This window comes from Klebsiella sp. HMSC25G12, from assembly GCF_001807705.1.
GTDB lineage: Bacteria > Pseudomonadota > Gammaproteobacteria > Enterobacterales > Enterobacteriaceae > Klebsiella > Klebsiella variicola.
Map to the genome: position 1 here is coordinate 34,926 of NZ_KV789920.1, position 22,704 is coordinate 57,629.

Sequence of the window (22,704 nt, forward strand, 5' to 3'; positions counted from 1 at the left end):
GCAACCTTACTCGCCCTGCTCGGCGACCGGAGCTTCCGGCGCTGCGGCAGACGGAGTCTGTTCAGTTGCTTCTTTGATGCTCAGACGAACACGGCCCTGGCGGTCAACTTCCAGAACCTTAACCGGCACTTCCTGACCCATCTGCAGGTAGTCAGTCACTTTCTCAACGCGCTTATCAGCGATCTGCGAGATGTGAACCAGACCTTCTTTACCGCCGCCGATGGCAACGAACGCGCCAAAGTCAACGATACGGGTCACTTTACCATTGTAGATGCGGCCAACTTCGATCTCAGCGGTGATCTCTTCGATACGACGGATAGCATGCTGTGCTTTATCGCCGTCGGTCGCTGCGATCTTCACGGTACCGTCATCTTCGATTTCGATGGTGGTGCCGGTTTCTTCGGTCAGGGCACGGATAACAGAACCGCCTTTACCGATAACGTCTTTGATCTTGTCCGGGTTGATCTTGATGGTGTGGATACGCGGTGCGAATTCAGAGATATCGCCGCGCGGCGCGTTAATCGCCTGCTCCATCACGCCCAGGATGTGCAGACGCGCACCTTTAGCCTGGTTCAGAGCAACTTGCATGATTTCTTTGGTGATACCTTCAATTTTGATATCCATCTGCAGCGCAGAGATACCGTCGCGGGAACCCGCAACTTTGAAGTCCATATCGCCAAGGTGGTCTTCGTCACCCAGGATGTCAGACAGAACGACGAAGTTGTCGCCTTCTTTCACCAGACCCATTGCGATACCCGCAACGGCGGCTTTCACCGGCACACCCGCATCCATCAGCGCCAGAGAGGCGCCACAGACGGAGGCCATGGAAGAAGAACCGTTGGATTCGGTGATTTCAGACACCACGCGAACGGTGTACGGGAATTCGTCGATAGTCGGCATCACGGCCAATACGCCGCGCTTAGCCAGACGACCGTGACCGATTTCACGACGCTTCGGAGAACCCACCATGCCAGTTTCGCCTACGGAGTACGGAGGGAAGTTGTAGTGGAACAGGAAGGAGTCGGTGCGCTCGCCCATCAGTTCGTCGATGTTCTGCGCGTCGCGTGCGGTACCCAGAGTCGCGGTAACCAGCGCCTGCGTTTCGCCACGGGTGAACAGTGCGGAACCGTGAGTACGCGGCAGTACGCCGGTACGAACGTCCAGACCACGGATCATGTCTTTTTCGCGGCCATCGATACGCGGCTCGCCTGCCAGTACGCGGCTACGAACCACGTTTTTCTCGATGGCGTGCAGGATTTCACCCAGCTCGTTAGCGTCCAGGGTTTCATCTTCGGCTACCAGCGTGGCGATGGTTTCAGATTTGATCACGTCAACCTGAGCGTAACGCTCTTGTTTGTCGGTGATACGGTAAGCATCGCTCAGGCGGGATTCAGCCAGCGCAGCCACGCGCGCGTTCAGCGCTTCGTTGACGGCTTCCGGCTGCCAGTCCCAACGCGGTTTACCGGCTTCTTTCACCAGGTCGTTGATGTTCTGAATAACAATCTGCTGCTGCTCGTGGCCGAAGACCACCGCGCCCAGCATCTGGTCTTCGCTCAGCAGTTCAGCCTCGGATTCAACCATCAGCACGGCCGCTTCAGTACCGGCAACCACCAGATCCAGTTTGCTGGACTTCAGTTCTTCCTGGGTTGGGTTCAGTACGTACTGGTCGTTGATGTAACCCACGCGCGCGGCGCCGATTGGGCCATTGAACGGAATACCAGACAGGGACAGCGCAGCGGAAGCGCCGATCATCGCGACGATATCCGGGTTAACCTGCGGGTTAACGGAAACGACGGTGGCGATAACCTGAACTTCGTTAACGAAGCCTTCCGGGAACAGCGGGCGAACCGGGCGGTCAATCAGACGCGCGATCAGGGTTTCGCCTTCGCTTGGACGGCCTTCACGACGGAAGAAACCACCCGGGATTTTACCGGCAGCGTAAGTACGCTCCTGGTAGTTAACAGTCAGCGGGAAAAAGTCCTGGCCTGGCTTCGCTTTTTTCTGACCCACAACGGTCACGAATACCGCGGTGTCATCCATGCTAACCATCACAGCGGCCGTTGCCTGGCGCGCCATCATGCCGGTTTCCAGGGTTACGGTATGCTGGCCGTACTGGAATTTACGAACGATCGGATTAAGCAAAATTCTATCCTTTTTATCTATAAATCACGCCATATCAAAGATATAGCGTCTATTGACCCGATCCTCTGCATCCTCGCGACTAATGACAACCTTTACCCGCCCCTGCGGATGAAGCCTCTCATTAGCCGCGCGAACCTCTGCATGAAGATCATTACTAGCAACAATACATGAGTTTTGAATGAATTGCTGCCGCCCGGTCGAAAAAAGGGGCCGTCAGGCCCCTTTTTCTGAAACTCGCAGAATTAGCGACGCAGACCCAGACGCTCGATCAGCGCAGCGTAACGTGCAACATCTTTACGTTTCAGGTAGTCGAGCAGTTTACGACGCTGAGAAACCATGCGCAGCAGACCACGACGGCTGTGGTGATCTTTTTTGTGCTCTGCAAAGTGGCCCTGCAGGTGGTTGATCTGTGCAGTCAGCAGTGCAACCTGAACTTCGGTAGAACCGCTGTCGTTTTCGCCACGACCAAACTCAGAAACGATTTTTGCTTTAGCTTCAACGCTTAGAGACATTTTAGAACTCCAAAAATTAAAAGAAAGAAAGGGTGCCGATCTCTAATTCAGCGACCCCTGATGCAACGCCCGAAAATGTTAAAACACTTTAGCGGACGTTAAGCGGCGATATTCTACTCGTAGCAGGCTTTTATCGCAAGAAAAGCGCTTACGCCGGGTATTCCACCACCAGACGACGCGGCGCCACGCGGCCTTCATCGTCAATTTCGCCCATGCCGAGAAACTTGCCGGATTCGTTTTCCATCACCCGCACCAGCCCGTTAAGCGGCGCGCCTGACTGACGAACCGGGTTACCGTTTTTAAAGTAAACCGCGGAGGTCTCCGGAATCGCCACCAGCGGATAGTCCGATGCCGGGCTGTCCATCGGCATCAGCAGCGGATCAAGCAGCTGCGCGGCAGGAATATCCTGCGCTGCCGCCTGATCGACCAGCGCCTGCAGCTGCTCGAGGGTCACCATCCGCTCAACCGGGTATTTGCTCACCGCCAGGCGACGCAGGAAAATCACGTGCGCGCCGCAGCCGAGCTTTTCACCTAAATCATCGATAATCGTCCGGATGTAGGTGCCTTTCGAGCAGTGGATCTCCAGCTCCAGTTCATCGCCTTCATGGCGAATAAACAGCAGCTCATAGACCGTAATCGGCCGGGCTTCACGCGGGACCTCAATGCCCTGACGAGCATACTCGTACAGCTTCTTGCCCTGATACTTCAGCGCCGAGTACATCGACGGTACCTGCTGCGTCTCGCCGCGGAAACTATCCAGCGCCGCCGCCAGCTGCTCGTCGCTAAAGGTTAGCGGACGCTCTTCCACCACCTGACCGTCGGCATCGGAGGTATCCGTGCGCTGGCCCAGTTTGGCGATCACGCGATAACGCTTATCGGAGTCCAGCAGATACTGGGAAAACTTGGTCGCTTCGCCAAGACACACTGGCAGCATACCGGTCGCCAGCGGATCCAGCGCGCCGGTGTGGCCAGCGCGGTTGGCGTTATAAATACGCTTTACTTTCTGCAGCACATCGTTGCTGGAAGCGCCCTGAGGCTTGTCCAGCAACAATACGCCGTGCACGTCGCGGCCGCGACGACGAGGACGACTCATCAGTCCTCCTTGCTGTCGTCCGGGTTCACACGACGTTCATCGTCGTGTTTCACCACGCTGGTGACCAGGTTGGACATACGCATCCCTTCCACCAGCGAGTTGTCGTAGAAGAAAGTCAGTTCCGGCACAATACGCAGGCGCATCGCTTTACCCAGCAGGGAGCGGATAAAACCAGAAGCTTCCTGCAGCGCTTTGATGCCCGCTTTCACCGCGGCTTCATCTTTGTCGTTGAGGAAGGTGACATACACCTTGGCATAGGCCAGGTCACGGGACATTTCCACACCGGAAACGGTGGTCATCATACCCAGACGCGGATCTTTGATTTCACGTTGCAGGATGATGGCAATCTCTTTTTGCATCTCCTGGGCCACACGCTGCGGGCGACCAAATTCTTTCGCCATAATAAGTTCTCCAGAATAAAGACAAAAAAGGGGCCAAAAGCCCCTTTTTAAAATGATTGCCGGGTGGCGCTTCGCTTCCCCGGCTGCTTAGCCATCAAATGATTAATCGATGCTACGCTGGATTTCGATGATTTCGAACACTTCGATCATATCGCCAACGCGAACGTCGTTGTAGTTCTTCACACCGATACCACATTCCATGCCGTTACGGACTTCGTTAACGTCATCTTTGAAGCGGCGCAGGGATTCCAGCTCGCCTTCATAGATAACCACGTTGTCACGCAGGACGCGGATTGGGTTGTGACGTTTGATCGTCCCTTCGGTAACCATACAGCCCGCGATGGCGCCGAATTTAGGCGATTTGAACACATCACGCACTTCAGCCAGACCGATGATCTGCTGTTTCAGTTCCGGAGACAGCATGCCGCTCATCGCCGCTTTCACTTCGTCGATCAGGTTATAGATGACGGAGTAATAACGCAGATCCAGGCTTTCCGCTTCGATAACTTTACGCGCAGAGGCATCTGCACGAACGTTGAAGCCAACCAGAATCGCGTTGGATGCTGCTGCCAGGGTCGCGTCGGTTTCGGTGATACCACCTACGCCGGAACCGATGATCTTCACTTTCACTTCGTCGGTAGACAGTTTCAGTAAGGAATCGGAAATCGCTTCGACAGAACCCTGTACGTCCGCTTTCAGCACGATGTTCACTTCGTGAACTTCGCCTTCGGTCATGTTAGCGAACATGTTTTCCAGCTTAGATTTCTGCTGACGCGCGAGCTTAACTTCACGGAATTTGCCCTGACGATACAGTGCCACTTCACGCGCTTTTTTCTCGTCACGAACCACAGTCACTTCATCACCCGCAGCCGGCACACCGGACAGACCGAGGATTTCCACCGGAATGGACGGACCCGCTTCCAGCACTTCGCGACCCAGTTCGTCACGCATCGCACGCACGCGGCCATATTCAAAGCCACACAGGACAATATCGCCCTTATGCAGAGTACCTTCGCGAACCAGAACGGTAGCCACCGGGCCACGACCTTTATCGAGGAAGGACTCGATGACCGCGCCGCTCGCCATACCGTTACGTACAGCTTTCAGTTCGAGAACTTCAGCCTGCAGCAGAATCGCGTCCAGCAGGTCGTCGATGCCGGTACCGGCTTTCGCGGAAACGTGGACGAACTGGCTCTCGCCGCCCCACTCTTCCGGCAGGATGCCGTACTGGGACAGTTCATTCTTCACGCGATCCGGATCAGCTTCTGGCTTATCGATTTTGTTCACCGCAACCACCACCGGTACCTGCGCCGCTTTAGCGTGCTGGATAGCTTCGATGGTCTGCGGCATCACGCCGTCGTCTGCCGCCACCACCAGAACCACGATATCCGTCGCCTGCGCGCCACGAGCACGCATGGAGGTAAACGCGGCGTGGCCCGGGGTGTCCAGGAAGGTGATCATGCCGTTGTCGGTTTCTACGTGGTAAGCACCGATGTGCTGGGTAATACCACCCGCTTCGCCGGAGGCAACCTTAGTAGAACGAATATAGTCCAGCAGCGAGGTTTTACCGTGGTCAACGTGACCCATGATGGTCACGACCGGTGCGCGCGGTTCAGCCGCAGCGCCGGTGTCACGGTCGCTCATTACCGCTTCTTCCAGTTCGTTTTCACGACGCAGGATAACTTTGTGGCCCATCTCTTCGGCAACCAGCTGCGCGGTTTCCTGGTCGATGACCTGGTTAATGGTCGCCATGGCGCCCAGTTTCATCATCGCTTTGATGACCTGAGAACCTTTCACCGCCATCTTGTTAGCCAGTTCACCAACGGTGATGGTTTCGCCGATGATAACGTCACGGTTAACGGCCTGCGCCGGCTTCTGGAAGCCCTGCTGCAGAGCGGAACCTTTACGGTGCTTACCGCCTTTACCGCCGCGAACGGCCGCACGGGCTTCTTCACGATCAGCTTTAGATTCAGCGTGTTTGTTGCCTTTCTTCGCCGGACGCGCCGCTTTGCTGCTACGGCTACGGCCGCGACCGCCTTCAACTTCACGATCGTTATCATCTTCAGCCTGACGAGCATGCTGTGAAGTAGTGACGTGATAGTCGCTGCTATCTTCCGGGCTGTCTGAGGTTTCAGACCAATTTTTTTCGTTTTCTTCTGCCATACGGCGTGCTTCTTCCGCTACACGGCGCGCTTCTTCTTCAAGTTTGCGGCGTGCTTCTTCTTCCGATTTGCGCTTCAGTTCCGCGGCTTCGTTCTCACGGCGGATCTTTTCAGCCTGGGCGGTTTTGGTCATTTCGTCGGTATGTTGATTGCTCACTTTGTCTTTTTCCGCAGCTTCACGTTTCGCTTTATCAGCGACTTCACGTTTAGCTTGTTCTGCGGCCTCACGTTCAGCTTTTAATTGCGCCTCGCGTTTCGCTGCTTCTTCAGCTTCACGACGGGCCTGCTCTTCCGCTTCACGCTGCGCCTGCTCTTCCGCGGCCAGACGTTCAGCCTCTTGCGGATCGCGTTTCACAAAGGTGCGTTTCTTGCGGACTTCGATTTGTACCGATTTACTCTTTCCACCGGTACCTGGAATATTCAACGTGCTGCGGGTTTTACGCTGCAACGTCAGCTTGTCGGGCGCCGAGCCGTGTTCACGGTTCAGGTGCGTCAACAAAGTTTGTTTCTCTTGCGCGGTCACAGAATCATCAGCCGATTTGCGGATGCCTGCGTCAGCAAATTGCTGTATCAGGCGATCCACAGAGGTCTGAATCTCTGAGGCCAGCGCTTTAATAGTCACATCTGTCATGCTGTTCCTTCCTGCTACAGTTTATTACGCTTCGTCGCCGAACCAACAAATGTTGCGAGCGGCCATGATGAGCTCGCCAGCTTTCTCGTCGGTCATCCCTTCGATATCAGCCAGGTCATCAACGCCCTGCTCGGCGAGATCTTCCAGCGTACAAACACCACGGGCAGCCAGTTTGAATGCCAGGGCACGATCCAGACCTTCCAGATTCAACAGATCATCGGCAGGTTTGTTATCTCCCAGGCTTTCTTCCTGAGCCAGCGCCAGCGTAGTCAGTGCGTTTTTCGCACGCTCACGAAGTGCTTCAACGGTGGCTTCATCCAGACCGTCGATTTCCAGCAGTTCTTTCATCGGCACATAGGCCAGCTCTTCCAGCGAGGAGAAGCCTTCTTCAACCAGCACTGTCGCGAAATCTTCATCAATATCGAGATATTTGGTGAAGGTATCGATAGCGGCATGCGCTTCCGCCTGGTGCTTAGCCTGCAGGTCGTCAACGGTCATCACGTTGAGTTCCCAGCCGCTGAGCTGCGAAGCCAGACGAACGTTCTGACCGTTACGGCCAATCGCCTGCGCCAGGTTGCCCGCTTCTACCGCGATATCCATGGTGTGTTTATCTTCATCCACCACGATAGACGCGACGTCTGCCGGCGCCATGGCGTTGATCACGAACTGCGCCGGGTTATCATCCCACAGGACGATATCGATGCGTTCGCCGCCCAGCTCAGTAGAGACGGCCTGCACGCGCGCACCGCGCATACCGACGCAAGCGCCAACCGGGTCGATGCGCTTGTCGTTGGTTTTCACCGCGATTTTGGCACGAGAGCCCGGATCGCGAGCCGCCGCTTTGATCTCCAGCACTTCTTCACCGATTTCCGGCACTTCAATGCGGAACAATTCGATCAGCATCTCAGGTTTGGAACGGGTCACGAACAGCTGGGCGCCACGCGCTTCCGGACGGACAGCGTACAGTACGCCGCGGATGCGGTCGCCCGGACGGAAGTTTTCACGCGGCAGCATATCTTCACGCAGGATCACGGCTTCAGCGTTGTTGCCCAGATCCAGGGTGATGTTGTCGCGGTTCACTTTTTTCACCACGCCGGTGATGATCTCACCTTCGTGCTCGCGGAACTGATCGACCACCATCGCGCGCTCGGCTTCGCGGACTTTCTGCACGATAACCTGTTTAGCGGTCTGCGTGGTGATACGGTCGAAGGTAACAGATTCAATCTGATCTTCGACATAGTCGCCGACGTTCATGCTTTCATCTTCGTAACGCGCTGCTTCCAGCGTGATCTCGCGCGTCGGCTGAGTCACCTCTTCAACAACCAGCCAGCGACGGAAGGTGTCGAAATCGCCGCTCTTACGGTCGATTTCTACGCGAACGTCGATCTCTTGTTCGTATTTTTTCTTGGTGGCCGTTGCCAGCGCGCTTTCCAGCGCTTCGAAAATTTTCTCGCGCGGCAGCGCTTTTTCGTTGGAAACGGCTTCAACAACAGCCAAAATTTCTTTGTTCATCGGGGCCTTTCACCTCAATCCAGACTGTTAAAAGTGGGGAACCAGGTTCGCCTTCTGGATGTTACTCAGCGCGAACACTTCATCTTTGCCTTCGACGGTTACCGTGATCATTTCACCGTCTACCGCTTTGATAATGCCCTGCCATTTGCGACGGTTCTGAACCGCCATGCGCAGCACCAGCGCAACTTCTTCGCCAGTGAAACGTTGGTAGTGTTCGGCGGTGAACATCGGACGGTCGAGACCAGGCGAAGAGACTTCCAGGTTGTAAGCGACAGTGATCGGGTCTTCAACATCCATGACGGCGCTTACCTGGTGGCTCACATCAGCACAATCATCAACGTTGATGCCATCTTCACTATCAATATAGATGCGCAGTGTGGATGTGCGACCGCGAATAAATTCGATGCCGACCAGCTCAAAGCCAAGCGCTTCAACCGGCGCTGTGAGCATCTCTGTCAATTTTTGCTCTAATGTGGACAAACCCACCCCCAAGACATAAAAAAAGGGCGTATAGCCCAGTTATTCTGAAGTCAGATAACAAAAAACCCCGATAAATCGGGGCTTTAGATAACTGAACCCTGAGATCGCCATGGCGATCTGGAACACCTTCCGCAAGAATTCTTTCAAATTCGGCTACGAAGGACACTTAGTCCTCACAGTATATTTGAAAAAGTACTTAATGGGAAAGTGGTTGCGGGGGCCGGATTTGAACCGACGACCTTCGGGTTATGAGCCCGACGAGCTACCAGGCTGCTCCACCCCGCGCCTGAAACGTGGCATATTTTACTCTTATTGAGCAAAAGACGCAAATACTGCTGGGATTTGGTACCGAAGACGGGACATAAAATCGGGGTGAATTGTATCGGCAATTAGTATATTTTGTCAACATGCTTTTTATCGCCCCCGATTGCCGTTTGTGCTGGTATTTCAGGCTTTTTTAGCAAAAAGATGATGAAGCCCTTCCTGTCGCCAGTAAAAGATGGTTAAATGAATACTCACAATTAATGCATAAAAATGCAGTTAAGGTTGTTGAGTCGAACTCACCACAGTCTATCGAGCAGGGTTTTATTTTATGACGACGATTCTCAAGCATCTCCCGGTTGGTCAACGTATTGGTATCGCTTTCTCTGGTGGACTGGATACCAGCGCCGCGCTGTTATGGATGCGCAAAAAAGGCGCCGTGCCTTATGCATATACCGCTAACCTGGGTCAACCGGACGAAGACGACTACGATGCTATTCCGCGCCGCGCGAAAGAGTATGGCGCTGAAGGTGCCCGTCTGATCGACTGCCGCAAACAGCTGGTCGCAGAAGGGATCGCGGCGATTCAGTGTGGCGCTTTCCATAACACCACCGGTGGGTTGACCTACTTCAACACCACGCCGCTGGGCCGCGCGGTCACCGGCACCATGCTGGTGGCGGCAATGAAAGAAGATGGCGTCAACATCTGGGGCGATGGCAGCACCTATAAAGGCAACGATATCGAACGTTTCTATCGTTACGGCCTGCTGACCAATGCTGAACTGCAGATTTACAAGCCGTGGCTGGACAGTGATTTCATCGATGAGCTCGGCGGCCGGCACGAAATGTCCGAATTTATGATCGCCTGCGGCTTTGACTACAAGATGTCGGTTGAAAAAGCCTATTCCACCGACTCCAACATGCTCGGCGCCACCCACGAAGCGAAAGACCTCGAATTCCTCAATTCCAGCGTGAAAATCGTCAACCCGATTATGGGCGTGAAGTTCTGGGACGAAAACGTGAAGATCCCTGCGGAAGAGGTGACCGTACGCTTTGAGCAAGGCCATCCGGTGGCGCTGAATGGCAAAACCTTCGCTGACGACGTCGAGATGATGCTGGAAGCCAACCGCATCGGCGGCCGCCACGGTCTGGGGATGAGCGATCAGATTGAAAACCGCATTATCGAAGCGAAAAGCCGCGGTATTTATGAAGCCCCCGGGATGGCGCTGCTGCATATCGCCTACGAGCGTCTGCTGACCGGTATCCATAACGAAGACACAATCGAGCAATACCATGCCCACGGTCGTCAGCTGGGCCGCCTGCTGTATCAGGGACGCTGGTTCGATTCCCAGGCGCTGATGCTGCGTGATTCTCTGCAGCGCTGGGTCGCGAGCCAGATCACCGGCGAAGTTACCCTTGAGCTGCGTCGCGGTAACGACTACTCGATCCTCAATACCGTTTCAGACAACCTGACCTATAAAGCAGAGCGTCTGACCATGGAAAAAGGCGATTCCATGTTTACCGCCGAAGACCGTATCGGTCAGCTGACCATGCGTAATCTGGATATTACCGATACCCGCGAGAAGCTGTTCGGCTATGCCCAGTCAGGCCTGCTGAGCGCCTCCTCGGCAACCGGTTTACCGCAGGTTGAGAATCTGGAAAACAAAGGCAAATAATCGCCTGACGATGTTTGCTCCCCGCCGGCGGCCCTCCGCCGGCTTTTTATTTTTTGTTCCCTGTCAGCGCCAGAAAAATTGAAAAGAGGCATTTTTTCCTTATCGCCCGGTCAGCAAAATTGTTGATTATAATAGCCTCAATTGATTAATTCATATCTGGTGATAAACATCATGAATATTAAACCGCCGATCAGGCCGCAAAAGGCCATTGACCGACTGATCGATGTGCTTGAGCCACACGCGACGCCCGTTAACGCGATCGCCAGAAAAAGACTCACCTGGGAATATAAAGGCAAAACCCAGCTCTTTATTTTTAAAAAAGGCGAGCTATCGATTATTCGGAATTCCGACAAGCTATTGATGGTGACCGTCTATGAGCCCCACCTTTTCGGCGTGGCGGAAATGCTACAGCCCAGCCGCAGCCATAGCCTGCGAGCGGAAGTCTCTTCCGAACTGCTACGCATCGACTATGACCTGGCTTCCGCGCTCTTTCGTCAGCATAACCTGTGGGAGGAGGTGACCAGCCTGCTGGCCTATCATACTTCTTACCTGGTATATCGTGACGATCTGGTCCTGCAACAGCGAACCTATTCAGTGATCCGTAACCATCTGCTGGAAATGATGCTATTAACCGCAGAGACCCGACTGCGCGTGTCTATTCTTGAATATATTCAGGACAGGACCCACCTGTCGCGCAGCAGTATTCTCAATGTCTTGTCAGCATTAAAGAAAGGCGGTTATATTGCTTTCGCCCGCGGCGGTTATTTGCAAAGCATCACCTCACTTCCTGAAAAATTTTGACCGCGTCAGTCACCTTTATTTGTTGTTACTCGCCTCAATGTTGAAAATGTTTAAATTTAAATTAATAAACGCTAACGGTAAAAAAAGAAAAATTTTATGCTGAGCACCTGAATTTACCGGCGGACAACATGTCCCTGGGCTCGACCAGCAGGCAACCACTCACGGCGTTAACCGCCGGGCCTGCACCGGCTCAGGATATGCCCCGGAAATCGGCCAGGCGTGAGCAGCGGTAGCGGGAGTTGACCCCCTCGCCTGCCGTCTGCAGCGACCATAACGATGAGATCCAAGAACCCGTTAATTTTGCCCGAACGCCCGTATCGGGCTTTTTTTTATCTGAAGGAATTCAACAATGAAGTCGATTGCTCCAAAATTGTTTGCCGTGATGATCGCCCTGGGGGCCAGCAGCGCCGTCTGCGCATCCGTTAACCTGCATGGTGAAGCCGGTGCCGAGTTCACCAATCTGTCCGCCAGCTTTGGCGCCGGGGAACCGGGTATGACGTTCAATACCCAGTGGGCTCACAGCGACAATGACGGGGACAGCGTAGGGCTGGGAATGGGCTACAACTTTAACCTTGGACCTTTTCTGATGACGCTGGGCGGTAAAGGCGTCTATCTGAATCCCAAAGATGGTGATGAAGGCTACGCCATCGCCGCTGGCGGCGGCGCGGAGCTGCCCCTCGGCCAGTACTTCACGCTCTTCGGTGAGGGGTATTATTCGCCGGACTCAATGTCCAGCGGCGTCGATGATTATGTGGAGGCCAATGCCGGATTACGTATTAACGTACTCCCGTCTCTGAATATCGAAGCAGGCTATCGTTATATCGATATGGCGGGGAAAGATGGCAATCGTGACAACACCCTTGCCGACGGGGTCTATGCCGGGGTTAACTTCCGCTTTTAATCCTTACACAGGGATTGCTGTCCGACAGTCCCTGTCTTCTCTCAGCTGGCCAACGGCACGCTTTTCAGCACGCGGTTGATCTCCTGCAGACCGGCAACATTATTCTCTTTACGGTAAACATCATTCATGGACGCCATCTGCTCCAGACGGGTCAGGGCGCCATACACCTGGTACGCCTCACTATGTCTGTCAAACACATCGCGGCGCTCCACATCCTGCAAATAATGATTTTTCAACGAATGGTTAAGGCGACCAATCAGCGCCGTATTGTCCTGGAAATAGCGCGTCACCGCCTGGGCATTATTCGCTGTCGCCCCAGGCTCACTGTGCGATACCGGTACCGTTAGCGCATTAATCGTCTCCACCGTTTGGGAGGGCGATATTGAACTGCACCCTGCTAAACCGAGCACACCGGCGACGATAAGCAACCCGATCTTGTTCATTATGTCACTTCACCTCTGTTAATTTGACGAGGCGACTTTAACGACAGTAAAAGAAGGGAACCAGCAAAGAGATGTTTATAATTAAATGGCCGGAGGGGACAAAAACAAAAAAAGACGCTTTTCAGCGTCTTTTTTCTGGAATATTGGTACCGAGGATGGGACTCGAACCCACAAGCCCGTTAGGGCACTACCACCTCAAGGTAGCGTGTCTACCAATTCCACCACCTCGGTACAGAATACTTAGTGCGGGATGTCGCTGGTCGGCTGAGCCGGCGCAGTTGGCTGAGTTTGCTCCGTTTTCGGTGCACTCAGGTTATCCCACTCACTTCCTTTACTGGTCTTGTTGCTGTTGATATTACCCAGCGCCAGACTGATGATGAAGAACAGCGCAGCCAGGATACCGGTCATACGGGTCATGAAGTTGCCAGAACCGCTGGACCCAAACAGTGTGCCGGAAGCGCCTGCACCGAAGGAGGCTCCCATATCAGCGCCTTTACCTTGCTGCAGCATAACCAGACCAACAAGGCCAATCGCTACAATAAGGAAAACAACCAAAAGAGCTTCGTACATAATCAACCTGTTCCTTGCGGATTTGCCGCATACCAAGTGCTTCGACCAATAAAGCGGGACGTTTTAACGTTTCCCACTGAAGCGGGTGTGAATACTAACCAAAGCGAATGACCTTCGCAAGGGCAATTTCGACACATTGTATCAACTGCAGAAAAAAACAGCAAAAAGTCGGTTTTCTATCATAAAAAAGGCGGCAAGCGCCGCCTTTTTAACCACTTAGCCGGCAAGCTTAGACGCTTTTTACCGCTTCGGCGATGCGATGCGCAAACTCGTGCACCTGATCTTCATGCTCGCCTTCCACCATGACGCGGATCAGCGGCTCCGTTCCGGATTTACGCAGCAGGACACGGCCGCGTTTCCCTAACGCTGCTTCCACTTCTGCGGTCACCGCTTTGACATGCTCGTTCTCCAGTGGGTTACCGCTGCCTTCGGTAAAACGCACATTCACCAGTAACTGAGGGAACATCTTCATGCCACTGCAAAGGTCATGCAGACTCATATGGTTACGTACCATCGCCGCGACCACCTGCAGACTGGCGACGATGCCATCGCCGGTGGTGGTTTTATCCAGCAGGATCACATGGCCTGAGTTTTCCGCACCAATGCGCCAGCCTTTTTCCTGCAGCATCTCCAGTACATAACGGTCACCGACCTTCGCGCGGGCAAACGGGATGCCTAACTGCTTGAGCGCCAGCTCCAGTCCCATATTACTCATCAGGGTACCAACGGCGCCGCCGCGCAGCTGCCCCTGACGCAGCCCTTCCCGGGCGATGATGTAGAGGATCTGGTCGCCATCGACTTTATTGCCTTCATGGTCAACCATGATCACCCGATCGCCATCGCCGTCGTAGGCAATACCCAGATCGGCTTTCTCCGCCAGCACGCGCGCCTGCAGCGCACGCACGTCGGTGGCGCCGACCTCTTCGTTGATGTTGAGGCCATCAGGCTCGCAGCCCATCGCGATAACCTGGGCGCCCAGCTCGCGGAAGACATTGGGGGCAATGTGATAGGTCGCACCGTGCGCGCAATCCACCACCACTTTCAGCGTGCCGAGGCTCAGTTCGTTGGGAAAGGTGCCTTTACAAAATTCAATGTAGCGCCCGGCGGCATCAACGATACGGCTGGCTTTGCCCAGCTCTGCCGAATCCACGCAGGTGAGTTCTTTCTCCATTTCGGCTTCAATCGCCTCTTCCACATCATCCGGCAGCTTGGTGCCCTCAATGGAGAAGAATTTAATACCGTTGTCGTAGAAAGGGTTATGCGAAGCTGAAATAACGATCCCCGCCTCGGCGCGGAATGCGCGCGTCAGGTAGGCGATGGCCGGTGTCGGCATTGGCCCGGTGAACGACGCAGAGAGCCCCGCGGCCGCCAGCCCAGCTTCCAGCGCGGACTCCAGCATATAGCCCGAAATACGGGTATCCTTGCCGATGATAATTTTACGCGAGCCGTGGCGCGCTAACACTTTCCCCGCCGCCCAGCCCAGCTTAAGCACAAATTCCGGAGTGATCGGCGCATCGCCGACGCGGCCACGAATACCATCGGTGCCAAAATACTTGCGGTTACTCATAACGTTTTTTTCCCTTAGCGGCGAGGGTGGCTTCCACCACGCGCAGCGCTTCTACCGTTTCTTTGACATCATGGACGCGGATTATCTGCGCGCCCTGCATTGCTGCAATGACGGCACACGCCAGGCTGCCGTTCAGCCGTTCCGACGGCCCGACGTTCAGCAACTGACCTACCATCGACTTACGCGACATACCGACCAGCAGAGGCAGCCCAAAGTGGTGAAATTCACCCAGCCTGGCCAGCAGTTGATAATTATGGGAGAGATTTTTACCGAAACCGAATCCCGGGTCGAGCAGCAATTTTTCTTTTGCGATCCCCGCCTGCTCGCAGCGCACAATATGTTCTGCAAAAAAGCGCTCGACATCGGCGAAGACATCCTCATATTTCGGCGCCTCCTGCATGGTTTTCGGCTGACCCTGCATATGCATCAGACACACCGGCAGCCCGGTTTCCGCAGCGGCCTGCAGCGCGCCAGGTTCGGTCAGCGAACGAATATCGTTAATGATATGCGCCCCGGCCCGGGCTGATTCGCGGATAACCTCCGGTTTGGACGTATCCACCGAGATCCACACTTCAAAGCGCTGAGCGATCGCTTCGACAACCGGGATCACCCGCGCGAGTTCCTCTTCTACGCTCACCTCAGCCGCCCCTGGCCGCGTGGATTCACCGCCGATATCAATGATGGTCGCCCCTGCGTTAATCATCAGATTGGCATGCTTCACCGCCTCAACCAGCGAGTTGTGAGCGCCGCCATCGGAGAAAGAGTCGGGCGTCACATTAAGAATGCCCATCACATGCGGATGAGAGAGATCGAGGGTTGAGCCCTGGGCTACAAGTTTCATCACAAAATCCCTGAGACTGAAGAGGTTAAAAAAAGAAAAACCCCGGAGCGGGCGCCCCGGGGTTTTTAAGGTTAAAACAAGACATCAACAGCGGTAGCTTACTTGTCGCCCAGCTGCTCTGACATGGTGTTGCCCGGGTTCGGCGTACGCGGTTCATCAACCGGACGCGGCGCACGAGGCGTGCCATTGTTGTCAGAGTTATTCGAAGAACCCGGTTCTTCCCAACCCGCCGGCGGACGAACATCGCGACGAGCCATCAGGTCGTCAATCTGCGGCGCATCGATAGTCTCATATTTCATGAGCGCATCTTTCATCGCGTGCAGGATATCCATGTTGTCGTTCAGCAGCTGGCGAGCACGACCGTAGTTACGCTCGATCAGCGATTTCACTTCCTGGTCGATGATACGCGCGGTTTCATCGGACATATGCTTCGCTTTCGCTACGCTACGGCCGAGGAAGACTTCGCCTTCTTCTTCCGCATACAGCAGCGGACCGAGTTTGTCGGAGAAGCCCCACTGGGTCACCATGTTACGCGCCAGGTTCGTCGCCACTTTAATGTCGTTGGACGCGCCGGTAGAAACATGTTCCGGACCGTAGATAATCTCTTCCGCCAGACGACCGCCGTACAGGGTGGAGATCTGACTTTCCAGTTTCTGACGACTGGCGCTGATCGCATCGCCTTCCGGCAGGAAGAAGGTCACACCCAGCGCACGACCGCGCGGGATAATCGTCACTTTATGGACCGGATCGTGTTCCGGAACCAGGCGGCCGATAATCGCGTGGCCCGCTTCGTGGTAAGCGGTCGATTCTTTCTGCGCTTCCGTCATCACCATGGAGCGACGTTCCGCACCCATCATGATTTTGTCTTTCGCTTTTTCGAACTCAACCATCGAAACAACACGTTTGTTGCCGCGAGCAGCAAACAGCGCCGCTTCGTTGACCAGGTTCGCCAGATCCGCACCGGAGAAGCCAGGGGTACCGCGCGCAATGATCGCCGCGTCGATATCCGGCGCCAGCGGTACGCGACGCATATGCACTTTCAGGATCTGTTCACGACCGCGAACATCCGGCAGACCAACGACAACCTGACGGTCGAAGCGGCCTGGACGCAGCAGCGCGGGGTCCAGAACGTCCGGACGGTTAGTCGCCGCGATAACGATAATACCTTCGTTACCTTCGAAGCCGTCCATTTCAACCAGCATCTGGTTCAGGGTCTGCTCACGTTCATCGTGACCACCGCCAAGACCCGCGCCACGCTGGCGGCCGACGGCGTCGATTTCATCGATGAAGATGATGCAAGGCGCTGCTTTCTTAGCCTGCTCGAACATGTCACGCACACGAGATGCACCGACACCGACGAACATTTCGACGAAATCAGAACCGGAAATTGTGAAGAACGGCACTTTTGCTTCGCCAGCGATCGCTTTCGCCAGCAGCGTTTTACCGGTACCCGGAGGGCCGACCATCAGGACGCCTTTCGGGATCTTACCGCCCAGTTTCTGGAAGCGGCTCGGCTCACGCAGGTATTCCACCAGCTCACCGACTTCCTCTTTCGCTTCGTCACACCCGGCAACGTCGGCAAAAGTGGTTTTGATCTGGTCTTCCGTCAGCATACGGGCTTTGCTTTTGCCGAAGGACATCGCGCCCTTCCCGCCGCCGCCCTGCATTTGCCGCATAAAGAAGATCCAGACGCCGATCAACAGCAGCATTGGGAACCAGGAGATGAAGATGGAAGCCAGCAGGCTTGGCTCTTCTGGTGGTTCGCCAATAACTTTGACGTTTTTAGTCAACAGGTTATCGAGCAGCTTCGGATCGTTAACCGGAATGTAAGTCGTGTAACGGTTACTATCTTTCTTGGTAACGTTGATCTCACGTCCGTTGATACGCGCTTCGCGAACCTGGTCCTGATTGACCTCTTGCAGGAAGGTAGAATAATCCACCTTGCGGCCATTCGACTCGCTGGGCCCAAAGCTCTGGAATACTGACATCAGCACAACGGCAATGACCAGCCAGAGTATTAGGTTTTTCGCCATGTCACTCAAGGGATTAACCTCTTATTACAACTGTGTTAAAAACAGCGTCAGGATACTCTATATCCAGTTTCTTTCAAACTTTCGTTTGAAATCTGCCGGTTATGGTTTACGCCCGGTCGCTACAATATACACTTCACGCGAACGAGCGCGGGAAGAGTCCGGTTTACGAACTTTGACCTTCGTAAACAGGGAGCGAATTTCTCGAAGATACTCATCGAAGCCTTCGCCCTGGAACACCTTCACTACAAAACTACCACCTGGCGCTAATACATCACGAGACATTTCAAGCGCCAGTTCTACCAGATACATAGCCCGGGGAATATCCACCGCCGGTGTTCCGCACATATTCGGCGCCATATCGGACATGACAACTTGGACTTTACTGTCGCCCACTCGCTCAAGTAACGCTTTCAGGACTAATTCATCACGAAAATCGCCCTGAAGGAAGTCCACACCAACGATTGGATCCATTGGTAAAAGATCGCAAGCGATGATGCGGCCGCTGTTGCCGATCTGCGTGACCGCATACTGCGACCAGCCACCGGGAGCAGCACCGAGATCGACTATCGTCATCCCCGGCTTAAAAATTTTGTCACTTTGCTGTATTTCATCAAGTTTAAACCAGGCACGGGAACGTAACCCCTTTTTCTGTGCCTGTTGAACATATTTATCGCTAAAGTGTTCCTGAAGCCAGCGGCTTGAGCTGGCAGAACGCTTTTTACCTGTCATTTAACATTCCCGTTCGGGTTCATCGTACTTTACTGCGTAAAAATCGACGCGGTAGTTTGGCGATATATGGGAGATGGCGGTAGAATGACCCGTTTTCAATCCCAACGTAAGCAAAAAAACACGATGAATCTGAGTACTAAACAAAAACAGCACCTGAAAGGTCTGGCACATCCGCTCAAGCCGGTAGTTATGCTTGGCAATAATGGTTTGACCGAAGGGGTACTGGCCGAGATCGAACAAGCGTTAGGGCACCATGAGCTCATCAAGGTGAAGATCGCCTCAGAAGATCGCGAAACTAAAGCCTTGATCGTGGAAGCCATCGTACGTGAAACCGGCGCCTGTAACGTACAGGTCATCGGTAAAACGCTGGTTCTGTACCGCCCAACGCCAGAGCGTAAGATCTCGCTGCCACGCTAAGAATATCCTGAATCTCGACACAACTTTGTGTAAAACGAGGGATTTCTGCGGCCAGGCGAGCAAAATGCCATGCTCCTGACGTTGATAAAAGGCCGCTATGCGGCCTTTTTCCTTTCTTTACAATCTATAAACATCGTAGCGGGAAATACGCCTTACAGGTATTCAACCTTAGTAATTTCGTATTCCACTTCACCACCCGGGGTACGGATAGTCACGACGTCATCCTGCTCTTTGCCGATCAGACCACGGGCGATCGGCGAGTTCACGGAGATCAGATTCTGCTTAAAATCAGCTTCATCATCACCCACGATGCGGTAGGTCTGTTCCTCATCGGTATCGAGGTTGAGCACGCTGACGGTTGAGCCAAAAATTACCCGGCCATTGTTCGGCATTTTGGTGATATCGATCACCTGGGCATTGGACAGCTTCGCTTCAATATCTTTGATACGCCCTTCGCAGAAGCCCTGCTGCTCACGCGCAGCATGATACTCAGCATTCTCTTTCAGATCGCCGTGTTCACGAGCGTCAGCAATAGCGGCAATGATTTCAGGACGACGCACAGACTTCAGATAATCCAGTTCTTCGCGCAGTTTCTCAGCGCCACGTAAGGTCATCGGAATCGCTTGCATTAGTTATACCTCTTTATCATTCCTTCAGGGAACGGAGAGCTCCGCCCCGCCACCTGCCCTGCCCACAGGCAGGACACGAGCAAAAAGAAACCGACCCGGGAAACACTCCCCAGGTCAGCAGCAATTTTTCATTTGATAGGTATTTTACCCCGAAGTTCATTATGGGTCATCGTTTACTTTACTGGGCGTTGCACCGTAGTATGACGGCCTGGCTTCAGGTTGTTAGCGCGAGATTATGCGATTTCCCAGATTTATCATCGGATTGACTGCCGGTATAGCGCTTAGCGCTCAGGCGGCGAATATTGACGAGTACATCAACCAGCTTCCCGCCGGTGCGAACCTTGCCTTTATGGCGCAAAAGGTTGGTGCATCGACGCCGGAAATCGACTACCACAGCCAGCAAATGGCGCTCCCGGCCAGTACGCAAAAGGTCATCACCGCGCTGGCGGCTCTGCTGCAGCTGGGGCCCGATTTTCGCTTTACCACCACGCTGGAAACCAAAGGCTCACTTGACGGCGGCGTGCTGAAAGGCGACCTGATTGCGCGCTTCGGCGGCGATCCGACGCTCAAACGGCAGGATATTCGCAATATGGTGGCGACGCTGAAAAAAGCTGGCGTGCAGCGTATCGAAGGCAATGTGCTCATCGATACCTCGGTCTTCGCCAGCCATGACAAAGCGCCAGGCTGGCCGTGGAACGACCTGACGCAGTGCTTCAGCGCCCCGCCGGCGGCCGCAATTGTCGACCGTAACTGCTTCTCTGTCTCGCTGTATAGCGCGCAGAAACCGGGCGATCTCGCCTTCATTCGCGTTGCGTCCTATTATCCGGTCACCATGTTCAGCCAGGTGCGAACGCTGGCGCGCGGCTCAGCAGAAGCACAGTACTGCGAGCTCGATGTGGTGCCAGGCGATCTCAATCGCTACACCCTCACTGGCTGCCTGCCGCAGCGTAGCGAGCCGCTGCCGCTGGCCTTCGCCATTCAGGACGGCGCCAGCTACGCCGGGGCGATCCTCAAAGCGGAGCTGACCCAGGCGGGGATCACCTATAGCGGCACGCTGTTGCGCCAGACGCTGGCCAATGACCCCGGAACGGTATTAGCCACCACCCAGTCGGCTCCACTGCACGATCTGCTGCGGATCATGCTGAAGAAGTCAGATAACATGATTGCCGACACCGTCTTTCGTACCATCGGCCACGCCCGCTTCGGCGTACCAGGCACCTGGCGGGCAGGATCCGATGCCGTACGCCAGATCCTGCGTCAACAGGCTGGGGTCGATCTCGGCAACACGATCATCGCCGACGGCTCTGGCTTGTCGCGCCACAACCTGATCGCCCCGGCGACCATGATGCAGGTGCTGCAGTATATCGCCCAGCACGATACCGAGCTCAACTTCATCTCCATGCTGCCGCTGGCGGGCCACGACGGGTCGCTGCAATACCGCGCCGGTCTCCACCAGGCGGGCGTGGATGGCAAAGTCTCGGCGAAAACAGGTTCGTTGCAGGGGGTTTATAACCTTGCAGGCTTTATCACTACCGCCAGCGGACAAAAGGTGGCCTTCGTGCAATATCTCTCCGGTTACGCCGTGGAACCCGCCGACCAGCGTAATCGCCGCATCCCGCTGGTCCGCTTTGAAAGCCGCTTGTATAAAGATTTGTACCAGAACAACTAAAACAAAAGGGCCGCATCAGATGCGGCCCTTTTTGATCCAGCGAAGTCAGGATTAGCGTTTGTAGATGAATTCGACGCCTTCTTCGTCGTCTTCGTCCCAGTCGTCATCCCAGTCTTCGTCATCTTCCACTTCGACTTCGGCTTCTTCAAGCTGCTGACGGTGATAGTCGTCCCACATGAACTCGACTTTCTCCGGCTTCTGCTCTTCTTCCACATGCACGATCGGGTTTTCGATGATAAAGGTCATCACGTCCCAGCATAGCTCTTTCACGCCCTGCTGGCTGGCCGCTGAGATCAGGTAGAATTTATCTTCCCAACCCAGCGCTTCGGCAATCGCCTTCGCTTTGGCTTCGGCTTCCGCTTTGTCCATCAGGTCAATCTTGTTAAAGACTAACCAGCGTGGCTTGGAGGCCAGCTTCTCGCTGTATTTCTCCAGCTCGCCAATGATAATGCGGGCATTCTCAACCGGATCGGAACCATCGATAGGCTCGATGTCGATGAGATGCAGCAGCACACGGCAGCGCTCAAGGTGCTTGAGGAAGCGGATACCAAGGCCTGCACCTTCCGCTGCGCCTTCAATCAGCCCCGGGATATCGGCGACCACGAAGCTCTTCTCGTTGTCCATACGCACCACGCCCAGGCTCGGCACCAGGGTGGTAAACGGATAGTCAGCCACTTTCGGCTTGGCGGCGGAGACCGCGCGGATGAAGGTGGATTTGCCGGCGTTCGGCATCCCCAGCATCCCGACATCGGCCAGCAGCATCAGCTCCAGCTGCAGGTCGCGTTTATCACCCGGGGTACCCATGGTCTTCTGACGCGGGGTGCGGTTAACGGATGATTTGAAACGGGTGTTGCCCAGACCGTGCCAGCCACCTTTCGCCACCATCAGACGCTGACCGTGTTTGGTCATGTCGCCCATGGTCTCGCCGGTGCCCTGGTCGATAACCCGGGTCCCGACCGGCACTTTCACCGTCACGTCTTTACCGCGCTTACCGGTACAGTCGCGGCTCTGGCCATTCTGCCCGCGTTCGGCGCGGAACGATTTTTCAAAACGGTAGTCGATCAGGGTGTTCAGGTTCTCGTCCGCTTCCAGCCAGACATCGCCGCCGTCACCGCCATCGCCGCCGTCCGGACCGCCTTTCGGAATATACTTTTCGCGGCGGAAGCTTACGCAACCATTGCCGCCGTCACCTGCTACGACCAGGATCGTTGCTTCATCTACAAACTTCATTTTAC

Annotated in this window: 20 protein-coding genes and 2 tRNA genes; 5 read left to right on the forward strand and 17 right to left on the reverse strand. The window is 54.7% G+C overall.

The window, feature by feature from the left end:
* Positions 1 to 6: 6 nt before the first annotated feature.
* From pnp to HMPREF3096_RS24295, 8 genes are all read right to left on the reverse strand, one after another.
* The gene (gene pnp / locus HMPREF3096_RS24255; protein WP_008806626.1) at positions 7 to 2,142 is read right to left on the reverse strand and encodes a polyribonucleotide nucleotidyltransferase; all 2,136 of its coding nucleotides are present in this window, start codon (positions 2,140 to 2,142) and stop codon (positions 7 to 9) included.
* Between the two features lie 242 nt (positions 2,143 to 2,384).
* The gene (rpsO, locus tag HMPREF3096_RS24265) at positions 2,385 to 2,654 is read right to left on the reverse strand and encodes a 30S ribosomal protein S15 (RefSeq protein WP_012540479.1); all 270 of its coding nucleotides are present in this window, start codon (positions 2,652 to 2,654) and stop codon (positions 2,385 to 2,387) included.
* Positions 2,655 to 2,802: 148 nt separating this feature from the next.
* The gene (gene truB / locus HMPREF3096_RS24270; RefSeq protein WP_008806628.1) at positions 2,803 to 3,747 is read right to left on the reverse strand and encodes a tRNA pseudouridine(55) synthase TruB; all 945 of its coding nucleotides are present in this window, start codon (positions 3,745 to 3,747) and stop codon (positions 2,803 to 2,805) included.
* Positions 3,747 to 4,148 carry a 30S ribosome-binding factor RbfA gene (gene rbfA / locus HMPREF3096_RS24275; RefSeq protein WP_002918248.1) on the reverse strand — a complete coding sequence of 134 codons (402 nt, stop codon included), beginning with the start codon at positions 4,146 to 4,148 and terminating at the stop codon, positions 3,747 to 3,749. Before rbfA ends, truB begins: the two co-directional genes overlap by 1 nt.
* 102 nt (positions 4,149 to 4,250) lie before the next feature.
* A complete protein-coding gene (gene infB / locus HMPREF3096_RS24280; RefSeq protein WP_008806629.1) occupies positions 4,251 to 6,941 on the reverse strand; it encodes a translation initiation factor IF-2 in 2,691 nt (896 codons plus the stop codon).
* A gap of 24 nt (positions 6,942 to 6,965) precedes the next feature.
* A complete protein-coding gene (gene nusA, locus HMPREF3096_RS24285; RefSeq protein ID WP_008806630.1) occupies positions 6,966 to 8,453 on the reverse strand; it encodes a transcription termination factor NusA in 1,488 nt (495 codons plus the stop codon).
* A gap of 27 nt (positions 8,454 to 8,480) precedes the next feature.
* Entirely contained in the window at positions 8,481 to 8,933 is a 453-nt protein-coding gene (gene rimP, locus HMPREF3096_RS24290) for a ribosome maturation factor RimP (RefSeq protein WP_002918364.1), read from the reverse strand.
* Between the two features lie 208 nt (positions 8,934 to 9,141).
* A tRNA-Met gene (locus HMPREF3096_RS24295) sits at positions 9,142 to 9,218 on the reverse strand.
* 307 nt (positions 9,219 to 9,525) lie between these two features.
* On the opposite strand from HMPREF3096_RS24295, the gene argG reads away from it, so the two are divergent.
* From argG to HMPREF3096_RS24310, 3 genes are all read left to right on the forward strand, one after another.
* Positions 9,526 to 10,869 (forward strand): argininosuccinate synthase, encoded by a 1,344-nt coding sequence (gene argG / locus HMPREF3096_RS24300; RefSeq protein ID WP_008806631.1) that lies wholly within the window; start codon positions 9,526 to 9,528, stop codon positions 10,867 to 10,869.
* Positions 10,870 to 11,040: 171 nt separating this feature from the next.
* Entirely contained in the window at positions 11,041 to 11,670 is a 630-nt protein-coding gene (locus HMPREF3096_RS24305) for a winged helix-turn-helix transcriptional regulator (protein WP_012540476.1), read from the forward strand.
* Positions 11,671 to 12,019: 349 nt separating this feature from the next.
* Positions 12,020 to 12,571, forward strand: coding sequence for a YfaZ family outer membrane protein (locus tag HMPREF3096_RS24310; RefSeq protein ID WP_032731310.1), 552 nt, complete (start codon positions 12,020 to 12,022; stop codon positions 12,569 to 12,571).
* 41 nt (positions 12,572 to 12,612) lie between these two features.
* Here the strand turns inward: HMPREF3096_RS24310 and HMPREF3096_RS31105 are convergent, their stop codons facing one another.
* The 7 genes from HMPREF3096_RS31105 to rlmE all read right to left on the reverse strand — a co-directional run bounded on the left by HMPREF3096_RS31105 (position 12,613) and on the right by rlmE (position 18,754).
* Positions 12,613 to 12,861 carry a hypothetical protein gene (locus HMPREF3096_RS31105; protein ID WP_162493299.1) on the reverse strand — a complete coding sequence of 83 codons (249 nt, stop codon included), beginning with the start codon at positions 12,859 to 12,861 and terminating at the stop codon, positions 12,613 to 12,615.
* 297 nt (positions 12,862 to 13,158) lie between these two features.
* A tRNA-Leu gene (locus HMPREF3096_RS24320) sits at positions 13,159 to 13,245 on the reverse strand.
* A gap of 9 nt (positions 13,246 to 13,254) precedes the next feature.
* A complete protein-coding gene (gene secG / locus HMPREF3096_RS24325) occupies positions 13,255 to 13,584 on the reverse strand; it encodes a preprotein translocase subunit SecG (RefSeq protein ID WP_002918369.1) in 330 nt (109 codons plus the stop codon).
* Between the two features lie 229 nt (positions 13,585 to 13,813).
* Complete coding sequence (gene glmM / locus HMPREF3096_RS24330; protein WP_002918370.1) at positions 13,814 to 15,151, reverse strand: phosphoglucosamine mutase; 1,338 nt, start codon at positions 15,149 to 15,151, stop codon at positions 13,814 to 13,816.
* A complete protein-coding gene (gene folP / locus HMPREF3096_RS24335; protein ID WP_012540474.1) occupies positions 15,144 to 15,992 on the reverse strand; it encodes a dihydropteroate synthase in 849 nt (282 codons plus the stop codon). The genes glmM and folP overlap by 8 nt, the downstream gene beginning before the upstream one ends.
* A gap of 98 nt (positions 15,993 to 16,090) precedes the next feature.
* Positions 16,091 to 18,025: an ATP-dependent zinc metalloprotease FtsH gene (gene ftsH / locus HMPREF3096_RS24340; RefSeq protein WP_008806637.1), complete on the reverse strand. Its 1,935-nt coding sequence runs from the start codon at positions 18,023 to 18,025 to the stop codon at positions 16,091 to 16,093.
* A 99-nt stretch (positions 18,026 to 18,124) separates the two neighbouring features.
* Positions 18,125 to 18,754, reverse strand: coding sequence for a 23S rRNA (uridine(2552)-2'-O)-methyltransferase RlmE (rlmE, locus tag HMPREF3096_RS24345; RefSeq protein ID WP_008806638.1), 630 nt, complete (start codon positions 18,752 to 18,754; stop codon positions 18,125 to 18,127).
* A 123-nt stretch (positions 18,755 to 18,877) separates the two neighbouring features.
* Between rlmE and yhbY the strand changes: the two genes are divergently transcribed.
* Positions 18,878 to 19,171: a ribosome assembly RNA-binding protein YhbY gene (gene yhbY / locus HMPREF3096_RS24350; protein WP_002918374.1), complete on the forward strand. Its 294-nt coding sequence runs from the start codon at positions 18,878 to 18,880 to the stop codon at positions 19,169 to 19,171.
* Positions 19,172 to 19,323: 152 nt separating this feature from the next.
* On the opposite strand, the gene greA is transcribed toward yhbY, so the two are convergent.
* Entirely contained in the window at positions 19,324 to 19,800 is a 477-nt protein-coding gene (greA, locus tag HMPREF3096_RS24355; protein ID WP_008806639.1) for a transcription elongation factor GreA, read from the reverse strand.
* Positions 19,801 to 20,035: 235 nt separating this feature from the next.
* Between greA and dacB the strand changes: the two genes are divergently transcribed.
* Positions 20,036 to 21,469, forward strand: a complete 1,434-nt coding sequence (gene dacB, locus HMPREF3096_RS24360) for a serine-type D-Ala-D-Ala carboxypeptidase (protein WP_008806640.1) — start codon at positions 20,036 to 20,038, stop codon at positions 21,467 to 21,469.
* Between the two features lie 51 nt (positions 21,470 to 21,520).
* Here the strand turns inward: dacB and cgtA are convergent, their stop codons facing one another.
* On the reverse strand, positions 21,521 to 22,699 hold the full coding sequence (gene cgtA, locus HMPREF3096_RS24365; RefSeq protein WP_008806641.1) for an Obg family GTPase CgtA: 1,179 nt from the start codon (positions 22,697 to 22,699) through the stop codon (positions 21,521 to 21,523).
* Positions 22,700 to 22,704: the final 5 nt, after the last annotated feature.

Bases quoted from the DNA above. Each gene is read 5' to 3' on its own strand.
- yhbY (WP_002918374.1), top strand. From the start codon at position 18,878: ATGAATCTGAGTACTAAACAAAAACAGCACCTGAAAGGTCTGGCACAT.
- truB (WP_008806628.1), bottom strand. From the start codon at position 3,747: ATGAGTCGTCCTCGTCGTCGCGGCCGCGACGTGCACGGCGTATTGTTG.
- secG (WP_002918369.1), bottom strand. From the start codon at position 13,584: ATGTACGAAGCTCTTTTGGTTGTTTTCCTTATTGTAGCGATTGGCCTT.
- folP (WP_012540474.1), bottom strand. From the start codon at position 15,992: ATGAAACTTGTAGCCCAGGGCTCAACCCTCGATCTCTCTCATCCGCAT.
- rbfA (WP_002918248.1), bottom strand. From the start codon at position 4,148: ATGGCGAAAGAATTTGGTCGCCCGCAGCGTGTGGCCCAGGAGATGCAA.
- rlmE (WP_008806638.1), bottom strand. From the start codon at position 18,754: ATGACAGGTAAAAAGCGTTCTGCCAGCTCAAGCCGCTGGCTTCAGGAA.
- dacB (WP_008806640.1), top strand. From the start codon at position 20,036: ATGCGATTTCCCAGATTTATCATCGGATTGACTGCCGGTATAGCGCTT.
- HMPREF3096_RS24310 (WP_032731310.1), top strand. From the start codon at position 12,020: ATGAAGTCGATTGCTCCAAAATTGTTTGCCGTGATGATCGCCCTGGGG.
- argG (WP_008806631.1), top strand. From the start codon at position 9,526: ATGACGACGATTCTCAAGCATCTCCCGGTTGGTCAACGTATTGGTATC.
- greA (WP_008806639.1), bottom strand. From the start codon at position 19,800: ATGCAAGCGATTCCGATGACCTTACGTGGCGCTGAGAAACTGCGCGAA.
- ftsH (WP_008806637.1), bottom strand. From the start codon at position 18,025: ATGGCGAAAAACCTAATACTCTGGCTGGTCATTGCCGTTGTGCTGATG.
- rpsO (WP_012540479.1), bottom strand. From the start codon at position 2,654: ATGTCTCTAAGCGTTGAAGCTAAAGCAAAAATCGTTTCTGAGTTTGGT.
- nusA (WP_008806630.1), bottom strand. From the start codon at position 8,453: ATGAACAAAGAAATTTTGGCTGTTGTTGAAGCCGTTTCCAACGAAAAA.
- infB (WP_008806629.1), bottom strand. From the start codon at position 6,941: ATGACAGATGTGACTATTAAAGCGCTGGCCTCAGAGATTCAGACCTCT.
- HMPREF3096_RS24305 (WP_012540476.1), top strand. From the start codon at position 11,041: ATGAATATTAAACCGCCGATCAGGCCGCAAAAGGCCATTGACCGACTG.
- glmM (WP_002918370.1), bottom strand. From the start codon at position 15,151: ATGAGTAACCGCAAGTATTTTGGCACCGATGGTATTCGTGGCCGCGTC.
- cgtA (WP_008806641.1), bottom strand. From the start codon at position 22,699: ATGAAGTTTGTAGATGAAGCAACGATCCTGGTCGTAGCAGGTGACGGC.